Below are 14,215 nucleotides of genomic sequence, written 5' to 3' on the forward strand. Positions count from 1 at the left end.
TTTTAAAAATATGTTAAAACATATTGACAAATAATATAATATCAATCCCTGATCTTTCCTTTAACGTTTATGATATACGAAACGTGGTTTTATGGAGTGTATATATTTCTCAAATTAAAAAATATTATTGGTTTTAAGACGGGCAATTAATTTAATTTTTGCCCTAATAATTCTTATTGCCTTCGTTTGTGGGATTTCAGGAAAAAATAGTTGTTTCCATATTTTGTTATCAAATCTTATGTTAGGAATGGAACTAAAATTGAAAATATCATTTTCTAGCATTAATAAAACCGGTTTAGAAACTGCATTATTTATTTAAAATGGATATGTTGTGGGTACCATTTCAAAAATTTGTTATTCTCGTTAATCGGAAGGGAGAAGATGAAGATTAGTGAAATTTACTGGATGCGGTGCTAATAGGGAATAAAAGATTAATATTGAAAGCCAGAAAAATTGTCTTTCCTGGCTTTTTGGTTATTTAGAGTTTTAATTCTCCTTCTTCACCAATACCTTCCTTACTTCCTGTAATCGCATTTTTCAACATACCAAATAAAGTTGCGATTTTATTGGAGCCAGAATCCCAATAGTGCGCTTCATCGGGTGTAACCTTAATTAATCTAATATTTGGATCTTCCTTTCCTTTTTCAAACCAGCCTTGCATCATCTTATTCCAATATCTGTCAATTCTTGCTTGATCTCTACTTAGTGTTGCAGTGCCATTAATACTTAAAAAGCTATAATTTTTAGGATCGGCATAAAACACTGAAATTTTATCATTCTTTTCTAAATTTTTATGCGTTTCACTTTCTGCAGAACAGATATACCATATATTTCCATCTTCATCCACTTCTTGTCTGCTCATAGGGACACCATGAGGATAGGGTGAATTTGGAGTAAATGTACAAATTGTACCGATGTCAATTTGATCAACAATTGATTTTAATTTTTTATGAGCTTCTTGATCTCTAATAATTTTCTCTGCCATAGTATGTTCTTTTGGGTTCAACACTTAATAGTTCACAATTGTTTAGATAAAAATTACCAGAACTTTTATTCAATTTTTTGTTAATGATTTTAAGCATTCTTCATGCTATTTAAAATAACAGGCTGCCTTTGACCTTGGAAGAGTAGTTACAGAAATTGATTTCTCTGATGATCCGCTCTTGCAAGGAAGGAATTTTTCATATATAGATCCTCAGAACTATAGACTGGGTGGTCCAAATTTCCATGAATTGCCCATCAATAGGCCGATAAATGGCACACACAACAATCAAAAGGATGTGTTTGCAAGAATGGATATCTTAAAGGGTAATACAAATTATTTTCCAAATAGCCAAGGAAATGGATGTCCATACCAAGCTATGCTTAAAGGGGAAAAAGCTTACCAAACAGGAAAACGACAGGTTGATGGTAAAGAAAGTAAGAGCAAAGTCGAGTTCATTTGCAGAACACTTTACTCAAGCTAGATTATTTTTTAATTATTTAAGTCCTGAGGAGCAAAACCATGTTATCAATGCTTTTAGTTTTGAGCTCTCGACAGTAAATAATGAAGATATCAGAAAGCGTGAATTGGCCAATTTAAATCATGTTCATCCAACATTGGCAAAAGCTATTGGGAAAAACTTAGGATTGACACCATAGAATCCCTTGATCCGCTTACTTTACAATTTGCAAGGCAAAATCACCCAAATTATCCATTAAAGCTTAATAAACCTGAGATTGAAAAGTCTGAATTCTTAAGTATGAAGATTAAAGGTGAAGAGGGTAATATCCGTAGCCGGAAAATTGTATTTTAGTTGATGATAGTGTAAGTAAAGTATCGGTAGATTAAATGAAAAAATGACTTGAGAAAGATGGAGCTATTGCTGTGCTGATTTCTTCGCATGTTGGAAATTTGAAATATAAGGAAGGGGGGGGAAGAACCCATACAGCATAGTTATTTAACCGATGTATCAGTTTGTTTTGATGGTTTTTATACACCTAATGGCGACTCTGTATCCAAGTTCGCTCAAAATCCAGATTATCTTCAATTTATTAATAAAGGTTACCGTCACAGTAAAGTAATTGCATTTGCCAAAGGAACAGAGCAATTAGCAGCAAAATCTTTGATAGAAAAAGATCAAGGTGTAATATTTGAGTCAGATCCAAATTGGACAGATGCATTTGTTAATGCACTCAAAAAACATAGGGTATGGGAAAGAGAAAACCCTAGAAAAGTCCCTTCATAATAGATTACAATTATCTTTCCGCCATCTTAAAATCCGTTGAACTCTCAAAGCTTCTCCAGATTTGTGTCTGTTACTCAATATAATTACTTTAAAAGAAATTTCGAAAACCAATTCTGATTTTAAGGTTTGCAAAGATTCAATTTGTTTTTTTCTGGGCAATTGTTCTAACATCTCACTGATTTCCGTAATAGTAACATTACTGGTATCGGAATAAACTATTTTCAATAGTTGCCAATTCTTTATCAACTAAAACAACAAAACAATAGAAGGTAAATTGACCATTGCATCTCCCGGAACTAGATAGGTCATAAATCTAAATATGGATGATTTGTTACTTTTTTTCTACAGTTAACTAAGTTCTGATTTTAAATTATCCCTGTTGAAAGTAAAATTATTTTCTTGTAAATAATAATGTATAGTTTGTTCATTTGCTACCCAGAGAACATGAATATCTTGAAATTGAACAAAAATTTAAATTACCTTTAATTAACGCTAATAAAATTAGTAATTTTGTTTCAACTTACTAATATATATAGCGAATGTTTGGGTTTGATGATAAATTGGAAATATTAGCTGATGCGGCAAAATATGATGTTAGTTGCAGTTCCAGTGGAGGAAAGCGAAAAAATAATGGTGGGATCGGAGATGCCTCTACCAGTGGAATTTGCCATACCTATACTGAAGATGGAAGATGCGTTTCATTACTTAAGATTTTAATGACCAATTATTGTATTTATGATTGTTCATTTTGCGTTAGCCGTAGGAGCAATGATGTTCAAAGGGCAGCATTTTCGGTAAAAGAGGTTGTGGATCTTACCATGAACTTCTATAGGAGAAACTATATTGAGGGATTGTTTTTAAGTTCAGGAATTTTTAAATCTGCAGACTATACAATGGAACGAATGATGTTGGTGGTGAGGAAACTTCGAAGCGAAGAAAGGTTCAACGGCTATATCCATTTGAAAGCAATTCCCGGAGCAAGTGAGGCTCTATTAAAAGAAGCAGGGTTATATGTGGATCGTATGAGCGTAAACCTAGAGATACCCACGGAAAAAGGCCTGAAATTGGTCGCTCCTGAGAAAGACCATCAAACTGTAATCGAGCCATTATCCATCGTTCAGAATGAAATCGAAACCATTGAGCGAGATAAAAGGAAGTTCAAAAAGGTTCCTCATTTCGTTCCAGCAGGACAAAGTACACAAATGGTAATTGGCGCCACTCCAGAAAATGACCTTCAGGTCATGGAAACCGCCAGCAGGTTCTATAAAGAATTCAATCTCAAACGGGTTTATTACTCAGGATATATCCCAATAAATTCTAATGATAGCCTATTGCCTAAAATTGGCACAGCTCCGCCATTGGTGCGGGAAAATAGACTTTACCAAGCTGATTGGTTATTGAGGTTTTATGGATTTTCTCTTCATGAAATCTTAAACAATAGCCATCAACATCTGGAATTGGAAATTGACCCCAAACTTTCATGGGCATTGAGGAATCCACAATTCTTCCCAATTGATGTCAATACTGCGGAATATAAATGGATAATTAGAATTCCTGGGATTGGAAGGCAATCAGCCCATAAAATCGTTCAGGCCAGGAAATATGGAAAACTTCGGGAATATCAATTAAAGAAAATGGGAATAGCCTTTAACAGGGCCAAATATTTTATGGTTTGCCAAGATATGATTGTCAATACGGGATTTATTTATCCAGATGCTATTAAGAAGGCTTTATTGGATCACCATCCGGAGCCTAGGGTCTCGAATTCCGAATCACAGTTAAGCCTGTTCTGATGGATTACGTTTTTGATGGTAGTTTCAACGGTTACCTATGCTGTGTATTCGAGGCATTTGAGAGAAAAGAGTTTTATGTTACTCCTAAAGTGCTGGACATGATAGAACCAAATATTTTCAATCAACAGAGACAAGTTATGACCGTCCCTGAAAAATCTTCCCGTATTTTGAAAGGAATCGAAAAGATAATAGGAAAGAAGGACCTGAATATTTTCTATCATAATTTTCTTGCAGATCAAAAAGGAGCATGGGAAATAGGTTTTAGGACTATCATTCGTTTATTTAAGTATGGTAAAATTGACATTCGGGACTACGGAAACCCTGAAATTTTGCAGATACACAAAACCATTAAGCAAGTAAGTCGAGAAAGGCATAGGATGAAGGCATTTGTGAGATTCGTCAAATCTTCAGATGGTCTCTACACAGCGCTCATTGAGCCAGATTTCAATGTTTTACCTTTGGTAATCCCATTTTTTAAGAATCGGTTTTCTGATCAGGATTGGTTGATTTATGATATCCGAAGAAATTACGGATATCATTATGATGGACGGGAGATTCACGAAGTCCTTACCTCTGAAAACCAGGAAATCGAAAATCCATATGCCTTAGAATTGGATCTTGACTCAAGAGAAACGGAATTTCAACATTTATGGAAAACCTACTTTAAGAGTACGAATATTGAAGAAAGGAAAAACATCAAATTACACCTGAGACATGTACCCAAAAGATATTGGAAATATTTAGTGGAAAAGCAATAATTGCGCAATTCCATGCCTAGGTATTTCAACTTCTTTTCAGGTTACTTATCGAAAATTTGCCACCAAAAGCTTGTAATGAACAAAACCTAGATTTGTGGCTTGTATTGGTTCATTTTTCAAATATGTAAAGGTTAAAATATTTTTTGAAAACAAGCCTGGGCGTATATCAAGAAGTACCGTGAATTGGAGTTTTTTATGTCGACATCTTCCACTTGTTATAGGATTTCTTGTAGGGCAATTATGCCCTCTTCCAGCTCTTTTTCAGAAAGTGAACCATAGCCTAACCTGATACCATATATGGTCTCATTGAAGCTATAGGTATCGGGACTGATGATCTTGATTCCCTTGCTATTAAGTTTTTTGGGAATTTGGGACCAATCCATGGACTTATTGGGTACAATCCAGAAAGCCAAACCACCTTCGGGAACTGAATAAGTTGCTCTGTCCTCCATGTATTTTTTGAGCAAACCGGCCATAAAATCCCTTTTGGCTTTGTAGTGGTGAGACGCCTTTTTGATATGGCGTTTTATGGTGCCATCCTTGATAAGTTGCAGAACTGCCTGTTCCATAATACTGTCTCCTTGAACATCAATAATCTTTCGCAAACTACTTACCCTCTCCATCAGGGCTTCGTCATGGGTTACTAAATAACCTATGCGAAGGGCAGGCGCAACCACCTTGCTCATGCTGCCTATATATACATAATTTTTCAGTTCGCCGAAACTTGACAAAGGCAATACAGGGCGGTAACCAAAATGGAACTCGTTATCATAATCATCCTCGATAATCGTAAAACCGTATTCGTTGGAAAGCTGTATCAATTCCAACCTTCTCTTCAGACTCAATGTCACAGTGGTGGGATATTGATGGTGTGGGGTAACGTAAATTGCCCTTACCTTTTTACCCGATTTCAGATAGGCAATAACCTCCTCGATCAGCAAGCCGTCCTTGTCTACGCCTACCGGCAACAATGTTGCCCCTGCATTCTCAAAGGCGGACCAAGCAGGCTTATATCCTGGGTTTTCAACGATTACATAATCATTTTCTGTAAACAGATATTGAGCTGTCAGATACATCGCCATTTGACTGCCTCGGGTGATACAGATATTATGATGATTGACCTGCATGCCTCTCTGGTGATTGAGCATTTGCACTATGGATTTTCGAAATTCCAGATCACCTAATTCGTTGCCATATCCCATCATTTGCCAACGTGCTTTTTGGTTGAAGATCTGGCGGTAAGCCCTTGCCAATTCTGTGATGGGAGCAATTTTACTGTCTGGGCTTCCATCATCAAACTGCAAATGATAATGTTTGTTTATGGCATTTTTTGCATTAAGAGTGCCACGTTTGGTTTTTTTGCCTCCCATAAAATCGGGCAAGGTATCGGACACAAAGGTACCCTGTCTCTCTTTGGGAGTTAACCAGCCTTCCATGATCAGTACGTCCAATGCTTCTACAACGGTATTCCTATTGACCTTCAAGAGCTGTGCAAGTTTTCTGCTTCCGGGCAGCGCCTCGCTTGGCATTAACCTGCCGGATTGGATATCATTTATAATGGCATCGGCTATCTGCAGATAGATGGCTTTATCTGATTTTCCATCTAATAGTATTTCAAATTTCCAACCTCTCAGCATCTGGACTATCTAATTATATAAAAACTGTATCATTTTAATGGTCCAAATGTACGATACTTTTGTATAGCAATATTGCAATAAACAATAAATAATTTAATTATGTCAAAATTAGAAACTGCCACAGAAGTAAAAAAATCGATCCACGCAGAACAGAAACAGTTCAGCTCAAAGGATTTCCATCAGACCTTTGCAAGACCATCCTTTGTTAGAACCTCACACCTCATCCACAAAAATGTTGAAAATGCAGGTATCCACAATCAGTTTTCGGAAGAAAGAAAGCACCCAGTTTTCTTTGTGGACCTGCCAAGCAAAAACGTAAGCATGACCATAGGTGGCCTGTTGCCAGGACAAAAAACTCACAAACACCGCCATACATACGAAACCATTTTGTATGTGCTTGAGGGAAAAGGATCAACGCTTGTAGAAGATGAAATCGTAGAATGGCAAGCCGGGGATGCAGTTTACATTCCATCTTGGGCTTGGCACCAGCACCACAACCTAAGCGAAGTCGAGGCTGCAAAATACATCGCCTGTGAGAATGCCCCGCAACTTCAAAACCTAGGTGTGGCATTACGTGAAGAAGAGGGAAGAGATTTTTAACCTTAAATCGAGATAAGAAATGAATGAAGTACCATTTAAAGGTGTGATTGCATATCCGGTTACACCATTCGACAACAACGAGAATATTGATATCCCACTATTCAGAAAACAAGTGGAACGCTTGATTAGGGTAGGTTCTCACGGCATTGCGCCATTGGGAAGTACGGGTGTCATGCCTTACCTCAGCGATGATGAAAAAGAGTCTTTGACCGAAACCTGCTTACGACAGGTAGCCGGCAGAGTACCAACATTGGTCGGTGTTTCAAACCTTACCACGGAGAAAACTGTTTACCATGCGCAATTTGCCGAAAAAGCCGGTGCCACGGCCGTAATGGTTATCCCTATGAGTTATTGGAAATTGAGCGATGATGAAATTGCAAAACACTATGACACTGTTGCGTCTAAGATTTCCATTCCGATTATGGCCTATAATAACCCTGCCACCAGTGGCGTGGATATGTCCCCAGCACTTTTGAAGCGTTTGTTAGAAATCCCAAATGTTACGATGATTAAGGAAAGTTCGGGTGATATTCTACGTATGCATTCTTTAAGAAAAGAATTAGGCGATGGAGTGGCTTTTTTCAACGGTTCCAATCCCTTGGCATTATCCGCTTTTGCAGCAGGTGCAAGAGGATGGTGTACGGCTGCGCCGAATCTGATACCAGAACTCAATCTAGCTCTTTATGATGCCATACAGGAAAATGATCTTGAAAAAGGACAGCAGGTATTCTACAAACAGGTTGACCTGTTGAAATTCATTGTTGCCAAAGGTTTGCCCCGTTCCATCCAGGCAGGTCTAGATCTATTGGGAGTTGGCGGAGGGGGATTCAAAAGCCCATTGCAACCCCTTGATACAGATGAAGTAGCAGAACTCGACAGGATACTTTCAAAAATAGACAATGAAGTATACCAATATTAAATGTCATATAATCAAAGTAAAATGGAAAAAGCAATTTTTTATCACGCAGGTTGCCCTGTATGCATAAGCGCGGAACAGGACATTTTGACCCTCATACCCGAAGGTCAGATTATGGTAATCCATTTGGGTATGGAAAGATCTAAAGTAGACGAAGCGGCGGCATCAGGTGTAAAATCTGTTCCAGCCTTAGTTCTCCCCAATGGGAATGTATTACATATTAACTTTGGGGCTTTCATAGAAGAGCTAAGGTAATAACTATCTATAGCCCGAAGATGTGAATTTTTCGGGCCTATAGATCATTGTCCACAGCTAAATGATATACCATATGAATCCACATTCAAAAAACAATCATCCAGATGCTAAGGCATCGGACAAGGTTAAAGTAACCGTGACCATCAATGGCACCACATACCAAATCCCATGGAATAAGCAGATGCCTTTGCTGTCTGCCATGCTGCATGCTGGGATTGACGCACCGTATTCTTGTGGCAGTGGAAGATGTGGCAGCTGTACTTGTAAATTGGAGAAAGGGGAGGTACGTTTAAGGAGAAATTCTGTCCTGTCTGAAACCCACATACAGCAAGGCCTGATCTTGGCCTGTGTAGCAATGCCCATAAGTACGAGGATAAAGATAAATTATGACGAGTTCTAATCGTACTAAAACAACTGTACGGTTACCACTTTTTGGCCTGGACTACCTAATTATCCATAAACTGTACCGCCATGATAAAACGGATATCGGATACTTTTGAGCAAATATTTAATCTTAACAAAATGGAGATCAACATCAGGAAAGTAGGTCTGGAAGATTTGGACGCTACAGCAGAGTTATTCAATCGCTATCGGGTCTTCTACCGACAGCAAGACGATTATGAAAAGTGCAAAAAGTTCATTCAAGACCGGATGGAAAACGATCAATCCCACATTTTTGTGGTTTATGCCGATGGCACTGCAGTTGGGTTTGTCCAGTTGTACAAACTTTACCATTACATCAAATTGGCCAAGCAATGGCTATTGAGCGATTTGTTTGTTCATCCCGACTACAGAGGCAAGGGCTTTTCGGTAGCGCTGATAGATAAAGCTAAGCAATGGTGCGATGAAACCGGTGCTTGCGGATTGATGCTTGAAACCGAAAAGACAAATGATATAGGCAACAGATTATATCCACGTTGCGGATTTGAATATGATGCCAACCACAACTATTACTATTGGTGGAAATAAGAAAAGGGGCAAACTTGAGCGGTTTGCCCTATACAAAAAATGCTATTGCGGTTCGTGCAGCAAAATTCCAAAAAATACAAAAATTGAAATGGAAACAACGGATCAACATCAGAGAACTAGAACCTCAAGCAACCAGATCTTATTTGAAATGGAAAAATACCTTTCAAATTTCGATCTGAATATAACAAGCAAAGGGGTTGAAAAAATTCGTGCATCCCAAATAAATAAATGTCCCTAGTGCATTAAAGTCCATACCCAAGAGGCACGAATAACAAGGGAAACGGAACAGCCAATCTATGCACTGTCAGCATGGCAAGTGAGTTAACTTTTTACCGTAGCAGAGAAAGCCGTATTGGTGATGGTGGAAGAAGTTAACCATATCGCTGTCCATGGTTGGAGAGATAAAACCTTTCATAATTTGAATGGGTTTGATTCAGAAATCAGGTAGTACACCTCATCATCGCGATCAATCAGATCAACTTTTTAAACAGGATTGAAATACGTACCCGAAGGTTTACGTTCAACAGTATGCCCCATTCTGTAAAATGATTTAGAGGGAAAGAGAATGCTTGCCTTTTTTACATTATACCTTTTATTTATGATGATATTATCCACATTCAATGTAGTAACATAAACTTAGCAATTATTGAGTTACAAACAGAAGATTTAGTCATGATACAAGGGGGGTGATTAAAAATAGAAAAAATAAATCCGAAACCTAGGAGTTCTCGTATATAACCTAACGATACATTATAAACAAAAAACAAATAGGTTATGAAAGAAACAACCACTAAACAAGAGGGCTTTATTGAAGAGAATGATCGACAAATAAGCGAGCGATTAGGCAGAAGGAATTTTCTGAAGATTGCCGGAGCCGGTGCTGTTGGGATAGCAGCATTTGGATTGGTCGGGTGCCAGAAAGACGACCACGGACCGGATATGAGCGGTAATGGATTGTATTTCGGTAGCGGCGATATTGCTATATTGAACTATGCATATGCCCTGGAGCAATTAGAGGCAGCATTTTATATAGAGGTCATGAATAAACCCTATAGCGGAATCAGCGATTGGGAGACGATGTTATTTAGTGACATCCGTGACCATGAAATTGCCCATCGGGAGTTTTTCAAAACCGCATTAGGAAAGAGCGCTATTGCGAATTTGGAATTCAATTTTTCGGGCATCAATTTCTCCAATCGTGCAAACGTGTTGGCTACGGCCAAGGCTTTTGAAGATTTGGGCGTGTCGGCATATAACGGAGCAGGATGGTTAATCAAGAATGAAGCCTATCTGGTTTTGGCAGGCAAAATTGTCTCGGTGGAAGCTAGGCATGCAGCTTTAGTTCGCGATTTAATTGACAACGGTACTTTTGCCAACAGCGAGGTAATTGATAATCAGGGTTTGGACCTTGCCTATAGTCCGACGAAAGTATTGGAAATCGCAGCCCCATTTATTAAATCTAAGATAGATGTAAGAGATTTACCAACCTATTAATCCACTTTAAAATTTATTAAAATGAATTTATTTAACATCTTTGACCAGATTATGCAAGTCGATCCAGAGTTCGACGAGCGAGTGAGCCCTCGTCGCCGGGCGATCCGAAATATGATGTCCTTTGGCAAAAAGGTGAGCATTGCCGCGATGCCCTTTGTACTTAGCGATCTTTTTAAACGTGGCTATGGCCAGGCACCTACCGATGTGAACGGTGTTCTGAACTATGCGCTAACGCTTGAATACCTTGAAGCGGAGTATTATACAAAAGGTGCAGCAGCATCAAATTTAGTGCCCTCAGGCAAACCCGCGGGGGCTATTGCAACCATTCGCAACCATGAAGTTGCCCATGTGGCATTTTTAAAACAGGTACTTGGAGAGAAAGCGGTTTCCAAACCAATATTCGATTTTACAGCTGGAGGTGCTTTTCCCAATGTTTTCAGTAATTATGACACCTTTCTTGCGCTTGCCCAAGCCTTTGAGGACACCGGTGTACGTGCATACAAAGGACAGGCCGGCCTATTAAAGGGTAATCAAGTTGTGTTAACGGCAGCATTGCAGATCCATTCGGCAGAGGCTAGGCATGCCTCCCATATCCGACAGATGCGCAAGGCCAGAGGAGGAGCTGCAGCCGATCAGAAACCGTGGATAACAGGAGCAAACGATTCAGGCATAGGCGCTGCCGTAGATCCAGTTTATGCGGGGGAAGATAACAAAGTTCAGGCTGATGTGGATATAACAATGTTGCCAGGAATAGGTGGTAAAATTTCCACTGCCGCTGCGACACAATCGTTTGACGAACCGTTGTCTGCTTCAGCTGTTCTAGATATCGCGAAACTTTTCATAAAATAGTAGGGTTGATTTGATGTAACGGTAAGCCCGTATCGGAAGGTGCGGGCTTTAATTGGTAACATAATAGATTGTGTTATTCTTTGGGATTAAATACGTAATAACATGTACTAAAACATTCAATATGCTAATTTTCTATCATTTTAGCTACCATGGAAAAGTTGATGGGGATCTGCATAATATTTTTGCACTTTAATTTGTTAGTTGCAATAGCATAAAGAAAATATAACTCACCGCTTATTCCTATGATAATAAACTTTTTGGATTATCAATAGTTTGTGGTAAACTTAAACTTTATAATTTCCTCTCAAATAGAATTGGTTTTCTTTTTATCTACCATTAGTAAGTAGATGTCCTTCAGTTCTGTTGAGTTTTTCGAGAATATTCCATAAACATCAATATCTTCTAGGGCCAAATAAATCCTGATAAATTAAAAAAGCTTATGAATTTTTCTATAGACCTAAACGTTTTACAATTTTCTAAATTAACCATAATGTTTAAATTAATTTTCTCTGTGAACTGGTTATCATTTACCCGGTAATTTTTGCTGACTAAATATTTCCCATCACATACATTTCTGTAAGGGTCGGTACTAAACTGCCTCCTTCATTTTCCAATGTTATTGCAAAAGCCTCTGCCTTGTCAATATGGTGCATTTTCACCATGGAATGATCATTGGAAAGAGGGAGTAGTCCTGCATCAACTGGCTGACCATCAACAATAGCCCAAAGTTGGTACTGTTTTCCTGAAGGTACCAGGGGTAGGTTTGATACAGATAAAAAAACATCGGAAGTTTTAGTGTCCCAAAAGAGAACCGCTTTGGCCTCAGGATACTTTTCAATACCATGCAAGGTGATGGTCTCAACCGAAGGACGTTGTATTATTTGCCAACGTTCGTTTACATCTTTCAACTTGTCTAGGGATTCTTGATTTGAAGAAATTGCTTGTTGCATTTTTTCTAGATCTCTTTCCCTATAGTTCAAGAGTAGAATGTTCGAGGCTAAACTTAGGATTAATAGGACTGAAGCTGCTATGGTCAATGGCATCCATCTTTTTGTTCCCAAATTCGGAAGAGTATTTCTCTTTTCCATTTCTTTGCCTTCAATCTGAGTATTGCCGTTGACGGTAGCAGAGAGAGTGGCTTGCTCCTCCACTGTTAATGTGGACAATCGATCCCATATCGATGGTTTAATATCTTCATGGGGAGCAATGGCTTCATTGCTAGCCAGATCTTCCAGGAGTAATTGCACATCAAGAATCGCCTGTTGGACTTCTGGTGAATTTTTACGTATGCATTCCAGGATGCCCACTTCCTCCTCGGTGGCGAGCCCCAAAACGTATGATTCAATAATCCCAGACGATATGTATTCCTTAATGTTCAAATCTATTATTGTTCTTTCAAAATCTCACGTAACTGAATTAAAGCCGACCTTACCCTTGTTTTCACCGTACCTAGCGGGATATGAAGTTGGTCGGCGATTTCTTGCTGCGAATAACCGTGATAATATGCCATTTCAATGAGCTTTCTCCACTCAGGTTTTAATTTATCCAGCACGGTACCAAAACCAATATAATCAGACTTATCAGCTTGGTCAGTACTCGCAAAAATATGACTTTCTTTATTATTTACGATATCTGGAAATGATTGGTTTTTTTGTTCGTTCTGAACACCCTTTGATCTAAGGTAGTCCAGGGAAGCATTGCGTGCAATGTTTATCATCCAGGTGTACAGCCTGCCTTTGTCCTGATTAAATAAGTCGACGTGCTTCCATATTTTGACAAACACATCCTGTATTACCTCCTCTGCATATTCTTTATGTATTACAATGCGGATTATGATACCGTATAATGCGCCTGCATAATTATCGTATAGATAATTAAACGCACGCCGATCTCTTTTCTTCAATAAATCGATTAGTGTATCTTCAGATAAGTGCTGTATTGGACTCAAGTGGTATATTCTATACGCGAAATCGAATATACAAAAATATAATTGAATGTGATCCTTTTTCCAATAGAGTTTAATAATGGATTGTTCAATGGGCACAGGATTTGAGCCCCGGAGAAAAAAAAACACTACCCCGGCAGCAGTGAATAGATTGTGTTTAATTTAAAATGAACCTCAATAAAATTATTGCATAAAACAAGCTTTACTTCAGGAATGTCGAATATGGTTGCTCATTATCCACCAATGAAGTGGATTTGTAACTTGAGTTAACTAATTTCTACAATATATTTTTCCATAACTAAACCTTTGAAAAATCCCATAAATCCACAGGCAGAAAAGGAAGATTAAAGAGCCTAAAAGCACAACAATTGGTTCATTTTTCACGCTATACGTAAATATCCATTCATGCGAATGGATGTTTACCTTATATTAATATTTTGATTTATTAATTTTCTAAAAACAATTTCTCAACATAGTGGGTTAGGTTTATGACATTTTTATATTAATATAGATTCTTGTTGTTTTGTCAGATTCAATAATATATGATGGAAACTCCATTGCCTATAAAGGATTTAATATTATTCAGGTTATATACTGGTAAACCAATCTTTGAATTGGAAATTTTTGAAAATTTTACAGAGGATCTAACATTTCTTCTGGAGGAGAAAATGATCGTTCCATTAAATAAATATATACAATTTGATTATCCTTATGACTTTGAGCTTACCGAAAGGGGTTTAAAGCATCTTTTTAGGTAATCTATGTTTGAAA

General features: G+C 38.0%; 16 protein-coding genes and 1 pseudogene. 13 read left to right on the forward strand and 4 right to left on the reverse strand.

From position 1 onward, the window contains the following. Positions 1 to 478 precede the first annotated feature (478 nt). Complete coding sequence (locus NMK93_RS07840) at positions 479 to 985, reverse strand: pyridoxamine 5'-phosphate oxidase family protein (RefSeq protein WP_185216949.1); 507 nt, start codon at positions 983 to 985, stop codon at positions 479 to 481. A gap of 130 nt (positions 986 to 1,115) precedes the next feature. Here NMK93_RS07840 and NMK93_RS19710 point away from each other — a divergent pair. The 5 genes and pseudogenes from NMK93_RS19710 to NMK93_RS07865 all read left to right on the forward strand — a co-directional run. Next, positions 1,116 to 1,325: pseudogene (locus NMK93_RS19710) on the forward strand (catalase); the annotation flags it as partial. A 16-nt stretch (positions 1,326 to 1,341) separates the two neighbouring features. Continuing rightward, positions 1,342 to 1,641 carry a catalase-related domain-containing protein gene (locus NMK93_RS07850; protein WP_236736444.1) on the forward strand — a complete coding sequence of 100 codons (300 nt, stop codon included), beginning with the start codon at positions 1,342 to 1,344 and terminating at the stop codon, positions 1,639 to 1,641. A gap of 284 nt (positions 1,642 to 1,925) precedes the next feature. Further along, the gene (locus NMK93_RS07855; RefSeq protein ID WP_254529447.1) at positions 1,926 to 2,228 is read left to right on the forward strand and encodes a hypothetical protein; all 303 of its coding nucleotides are present in this window, start codon (positions 1,926 to 1,928) and stop codon (positions 2,226 to 2,228) included. Positions 2,229 to 2,767: 539 nt separating this feature from the next. Further along, the gene (locus tag NMK93_RS07860; RefSeq protein ID WP_093095713.1) at positions 2,768 to 4,021 is read left to right on the forward strand and encodes a putative DNA modification/repair radical SAM protein; all 1,254 of its coding nucleotides are present in this window, start codon (positions 2,768 to 2,770) and stop codon (positions 4,019 to 4,021) included. After that, a complete protein-coding gene (locus tag NMK93_RS07865) occupies positions 4,021 to 4,779 on the forward strand; it encodes a TIGR03915 family putative DNA repair protein (RefSeq protein ID WP_254529270.1) in 759 nt (252 codons plus the stop codon). Before NMK93_RS07860 ends, NMK93_RS07865 begins: the two co-directional genes overlap by 1 nt. Before the next feature lie 215 nt (positions 4,780 to 4,994). Here the strand turns inward: NMK93_RS07865 and NMK93_RS07870 are convergent, their stop codons facing one another. Then, entirely contained in the window at positions 4,995 to 6,416 is a 1,422-nt protein-coding gene (locus NMK93_RS07870; RefSeq protein WP_254529273.1) for a PLP-dependent aminotransferase family protein, read from the reverse strand. Positions 6,417 to 6,515: 99 nt separating this feature from the next. Between NMK93_RS07870 and NMK93_RS07875 the strand changes: the two genes are divergently transcribed. The 7 genes from NMK93_RS07875 (at position 6,516) to NMK93_RS07905 (ending at position 11,499) form a co-directional block, all read left to right on the forward strand. Then, positions 6,516 to 7,016, forward strand: a complete 501-nt coding sequence (locus tag NMK93_RS07875; RefSeq protein WP_254529275.1) for a cupin domain-containing protein — start codon at positions 6,516 to 6,518, stop codon at positions 7,014 to 7,016. A gap of 19 nt (positions 7,017 to 7,035) precedes the next feature. After that, entirely contained in the window at positions 7,036 to 7,935 is a 900-nt protein-coding gene (locus NMK93_RS07880) for a dihydrodipicolinate synthase family protein (RefSeq protein ID WP_254529278.1), read from the forward strand. A 21-nt stretch (positions 7,936 to 7,956) separates the two neighbouring features. Continuing rightward, on the forward strand, positions 7,957 to 8,187 hold the full coding sequence (locus tag NMK93_RS07885) for a thioredoxin family protein (protein ID WP_254534199.1): 231 nt from the start codon (positions 7,957 to 7,959) through the stop codon (positions 8,185 to 8,187). Positions 8,188 to 8,260: 73 nt separating this feature from the next. Then, positions 8,261 to 8,587, forward strand: a complete 327-nt coding sequence (locus tag NMK93_RS07890) for a 2Fe-2S iron-sulfur cluster binding domain-containing protein (protein ID WP_254529280.1) — start codon at positions 8,261 to 8,263, stop codon at positions 8,585 to 8,587. A 71-nt stretch (positions 8,588 to 8,658) separates the two neighbouring features. Further along, positions 8,659 to 9,156 (forward strand): GNAT family N-acetyltransferase, encoded by a 498-nt coding sequence (locus tag NMK93_RS07895; RefSeq protein WP_254529283.1) that lies wholly within the window; start codon positions 8,659 to 8,661, stop codon positions 9,154 to 9,156. Between the two features lie 774 nt (positions 9,157 to 9,930). Continuing rightward, positions 9,931 to 10,650: a ferritin-like domain-containing protein gene (locus NMK93_RS07900; protein WP_254529286.1), complete on the forward strand. Its 720-nt coding sequence runs from the start codon at positions 9,931 to 9,933 to the stop codon at positions 10,648 to 10,650. Between the two features lie 21 nt (positions 10,651 to 10,671). After that, positions 10,672 to 11,499 (forward strand): ferritin-like domain-containing protein, encoded by an 828-nt coding sequence (locus NMK93_RS07905; protein WP_254529289.1) that lies wholly within the window; start codon positions 10,672 to 10,674, stop codon positions 11,497 to 11,499. A 548-nt stretch (positions 11,500 to 12,047) separates the two neighbouring features. Here NMK93_RS07905 and NMK93_RS07910 read toward each other — a convergent pair. Together NMK93_RS07910 and NMK93_RS07915 are read right to left on the reverse strand one after the other, a co-directional pair. Further along, positions 12,048 to 12,830: an anti-sigma factor gene (locus NMK93_RS07910; RefSeq protein WP_254771288.1), complete on the reverse strand. Its 783-nt coding sequence runs from the start codon at positions 12,828 to 12,830 to the stop codon at positions 12,048 to 12,050. Positions 12,831 to 12,883: 53 nt separating this feature from the next. Further along, positions 12,884 to 13,447, reverse strand: coding sequence for an RNA polymerase sigma factor (locus tag NMK93_RS07915; protein WP_093097722.1), 564 nt, complete (start codon positions 13,445 to 13,447; stop codon positions 12,884 to 12,886). Positions 13,448 to 13,986: 539 nt separating this feature from the next. Between NMK93_RS07915 and NMK93_RS07920 the strand changes: the two genes are divergently transcribed. Further along, a complete protein-coding gene (locus NMK93_RS07920) occupies positions 13,987 to 14,202 on the forward strand; it encodes a hypothetical protein (RefSeq protein WP_093095729.1) in 216 nt (71 codons plus the stop codon). The last annotated feature ends 13 nt before the right edge of the window (positions 14,203 to 14,215 follow it).

It is taken from the genome of Sphingobacterium sp. LZ7M1 (genome assembly GCF_024296865.1).
GTDB lineage: Bacteria > Bacteroidota > Bacteroidia > Sphingobacteriales > Sphingobacteriaceae > Sphingobacterium.

Bases quoted from the DNA above. Each gene is read 5' to 3' on its own strand.
- NMK93_RS07840 (WP_185216949.1), bottom strand. From the start codon at position 985: ATGGCAGAGAAAATTATTAGAGATCAAGAAGCTCATAAAAAATTAAAA.
- NMK93_RS07850 (WP_236736444.1), top strand. From the start codon at position 1,342: ATGGATGTCCATACCAAGCTATGCTTAAAGGGGAAAAAGCTTACCAAA.
- NMK93_RS07860 (WP_093095713.1), top strand. From the start codon at position 2,768: ATGTTTGGGTTTGATGATAAATTGGAAATATTAGCTGATGCGGCAAAA.
- NMK93_RS07865 (WP_254529270.1), top strand. From the start codon at position 4,021: ATGGATTACGTTTTTGATGGTAGTTTCAACGGTTACCTATGCTGTGTA.
- NMK93_RS07870 (WP_254529273.1), bottom strand. From the start codon at position 6,416: ATGCTGAGAGGTTGGAAATTTGAAATACTATTAGATGGAAAATCAGAT.
- NMK93_RS07875 (WP_254529275.1), top strand. From the start codon at position 6,516: ATGTCAAAATTAGAAACTGCCACAGAAGTAAAAAAATCGATCCACGCA.
- NMK93_RS07880 (WP_254529278.1), top strand. From the start codon at position 7,036: ATGAATGAAGTACCATTTAAAGGTGTGATTGCATATCCGGTTACACCA.
- NMK93_RS07885 (WP_254534199.1), top strand. From the start codon at position 7,957: ATGGAAAAAGCAATTTTTTATCACGCAGGTTGCCCTGTATGCATAAGC.
- NMK93_RS07890 (WP_254529280.1), top strand. From the start codon at position 8,261: ATGAATCCACATTCAAAAAACAATCATCCAGATGCTAAGGCATCGGAC.
- NMK93_RS07895 (WP_254529283.1), top strand. From the start codon at position 8,659: ATGATAAAACGGATATCGGATACTTTTGAGCAAATATTTAATCTTAAC.
- NMK93_RS07900 (WP_254529286.1), top strand. From the start codon at position 9,931: ATGAAAGAAACAACCACTAAACAAGAGGGCTTTATTGAAGAGAATGAT.
- NMK93_RS07905 (WP_254529289.1), top strand. From the start codon at position 10,672: ATGAATTTATTTAACATCTTTGACCAGATTATGCAAGTCGATCCAGAG.
- NMK93_RS07920 (WP_093095729.1), top strand. From the start codon at position 13,987: ATGATGGAAACTCCATTGCCTATAAAGGATTTAATATTATTCAGGTTA.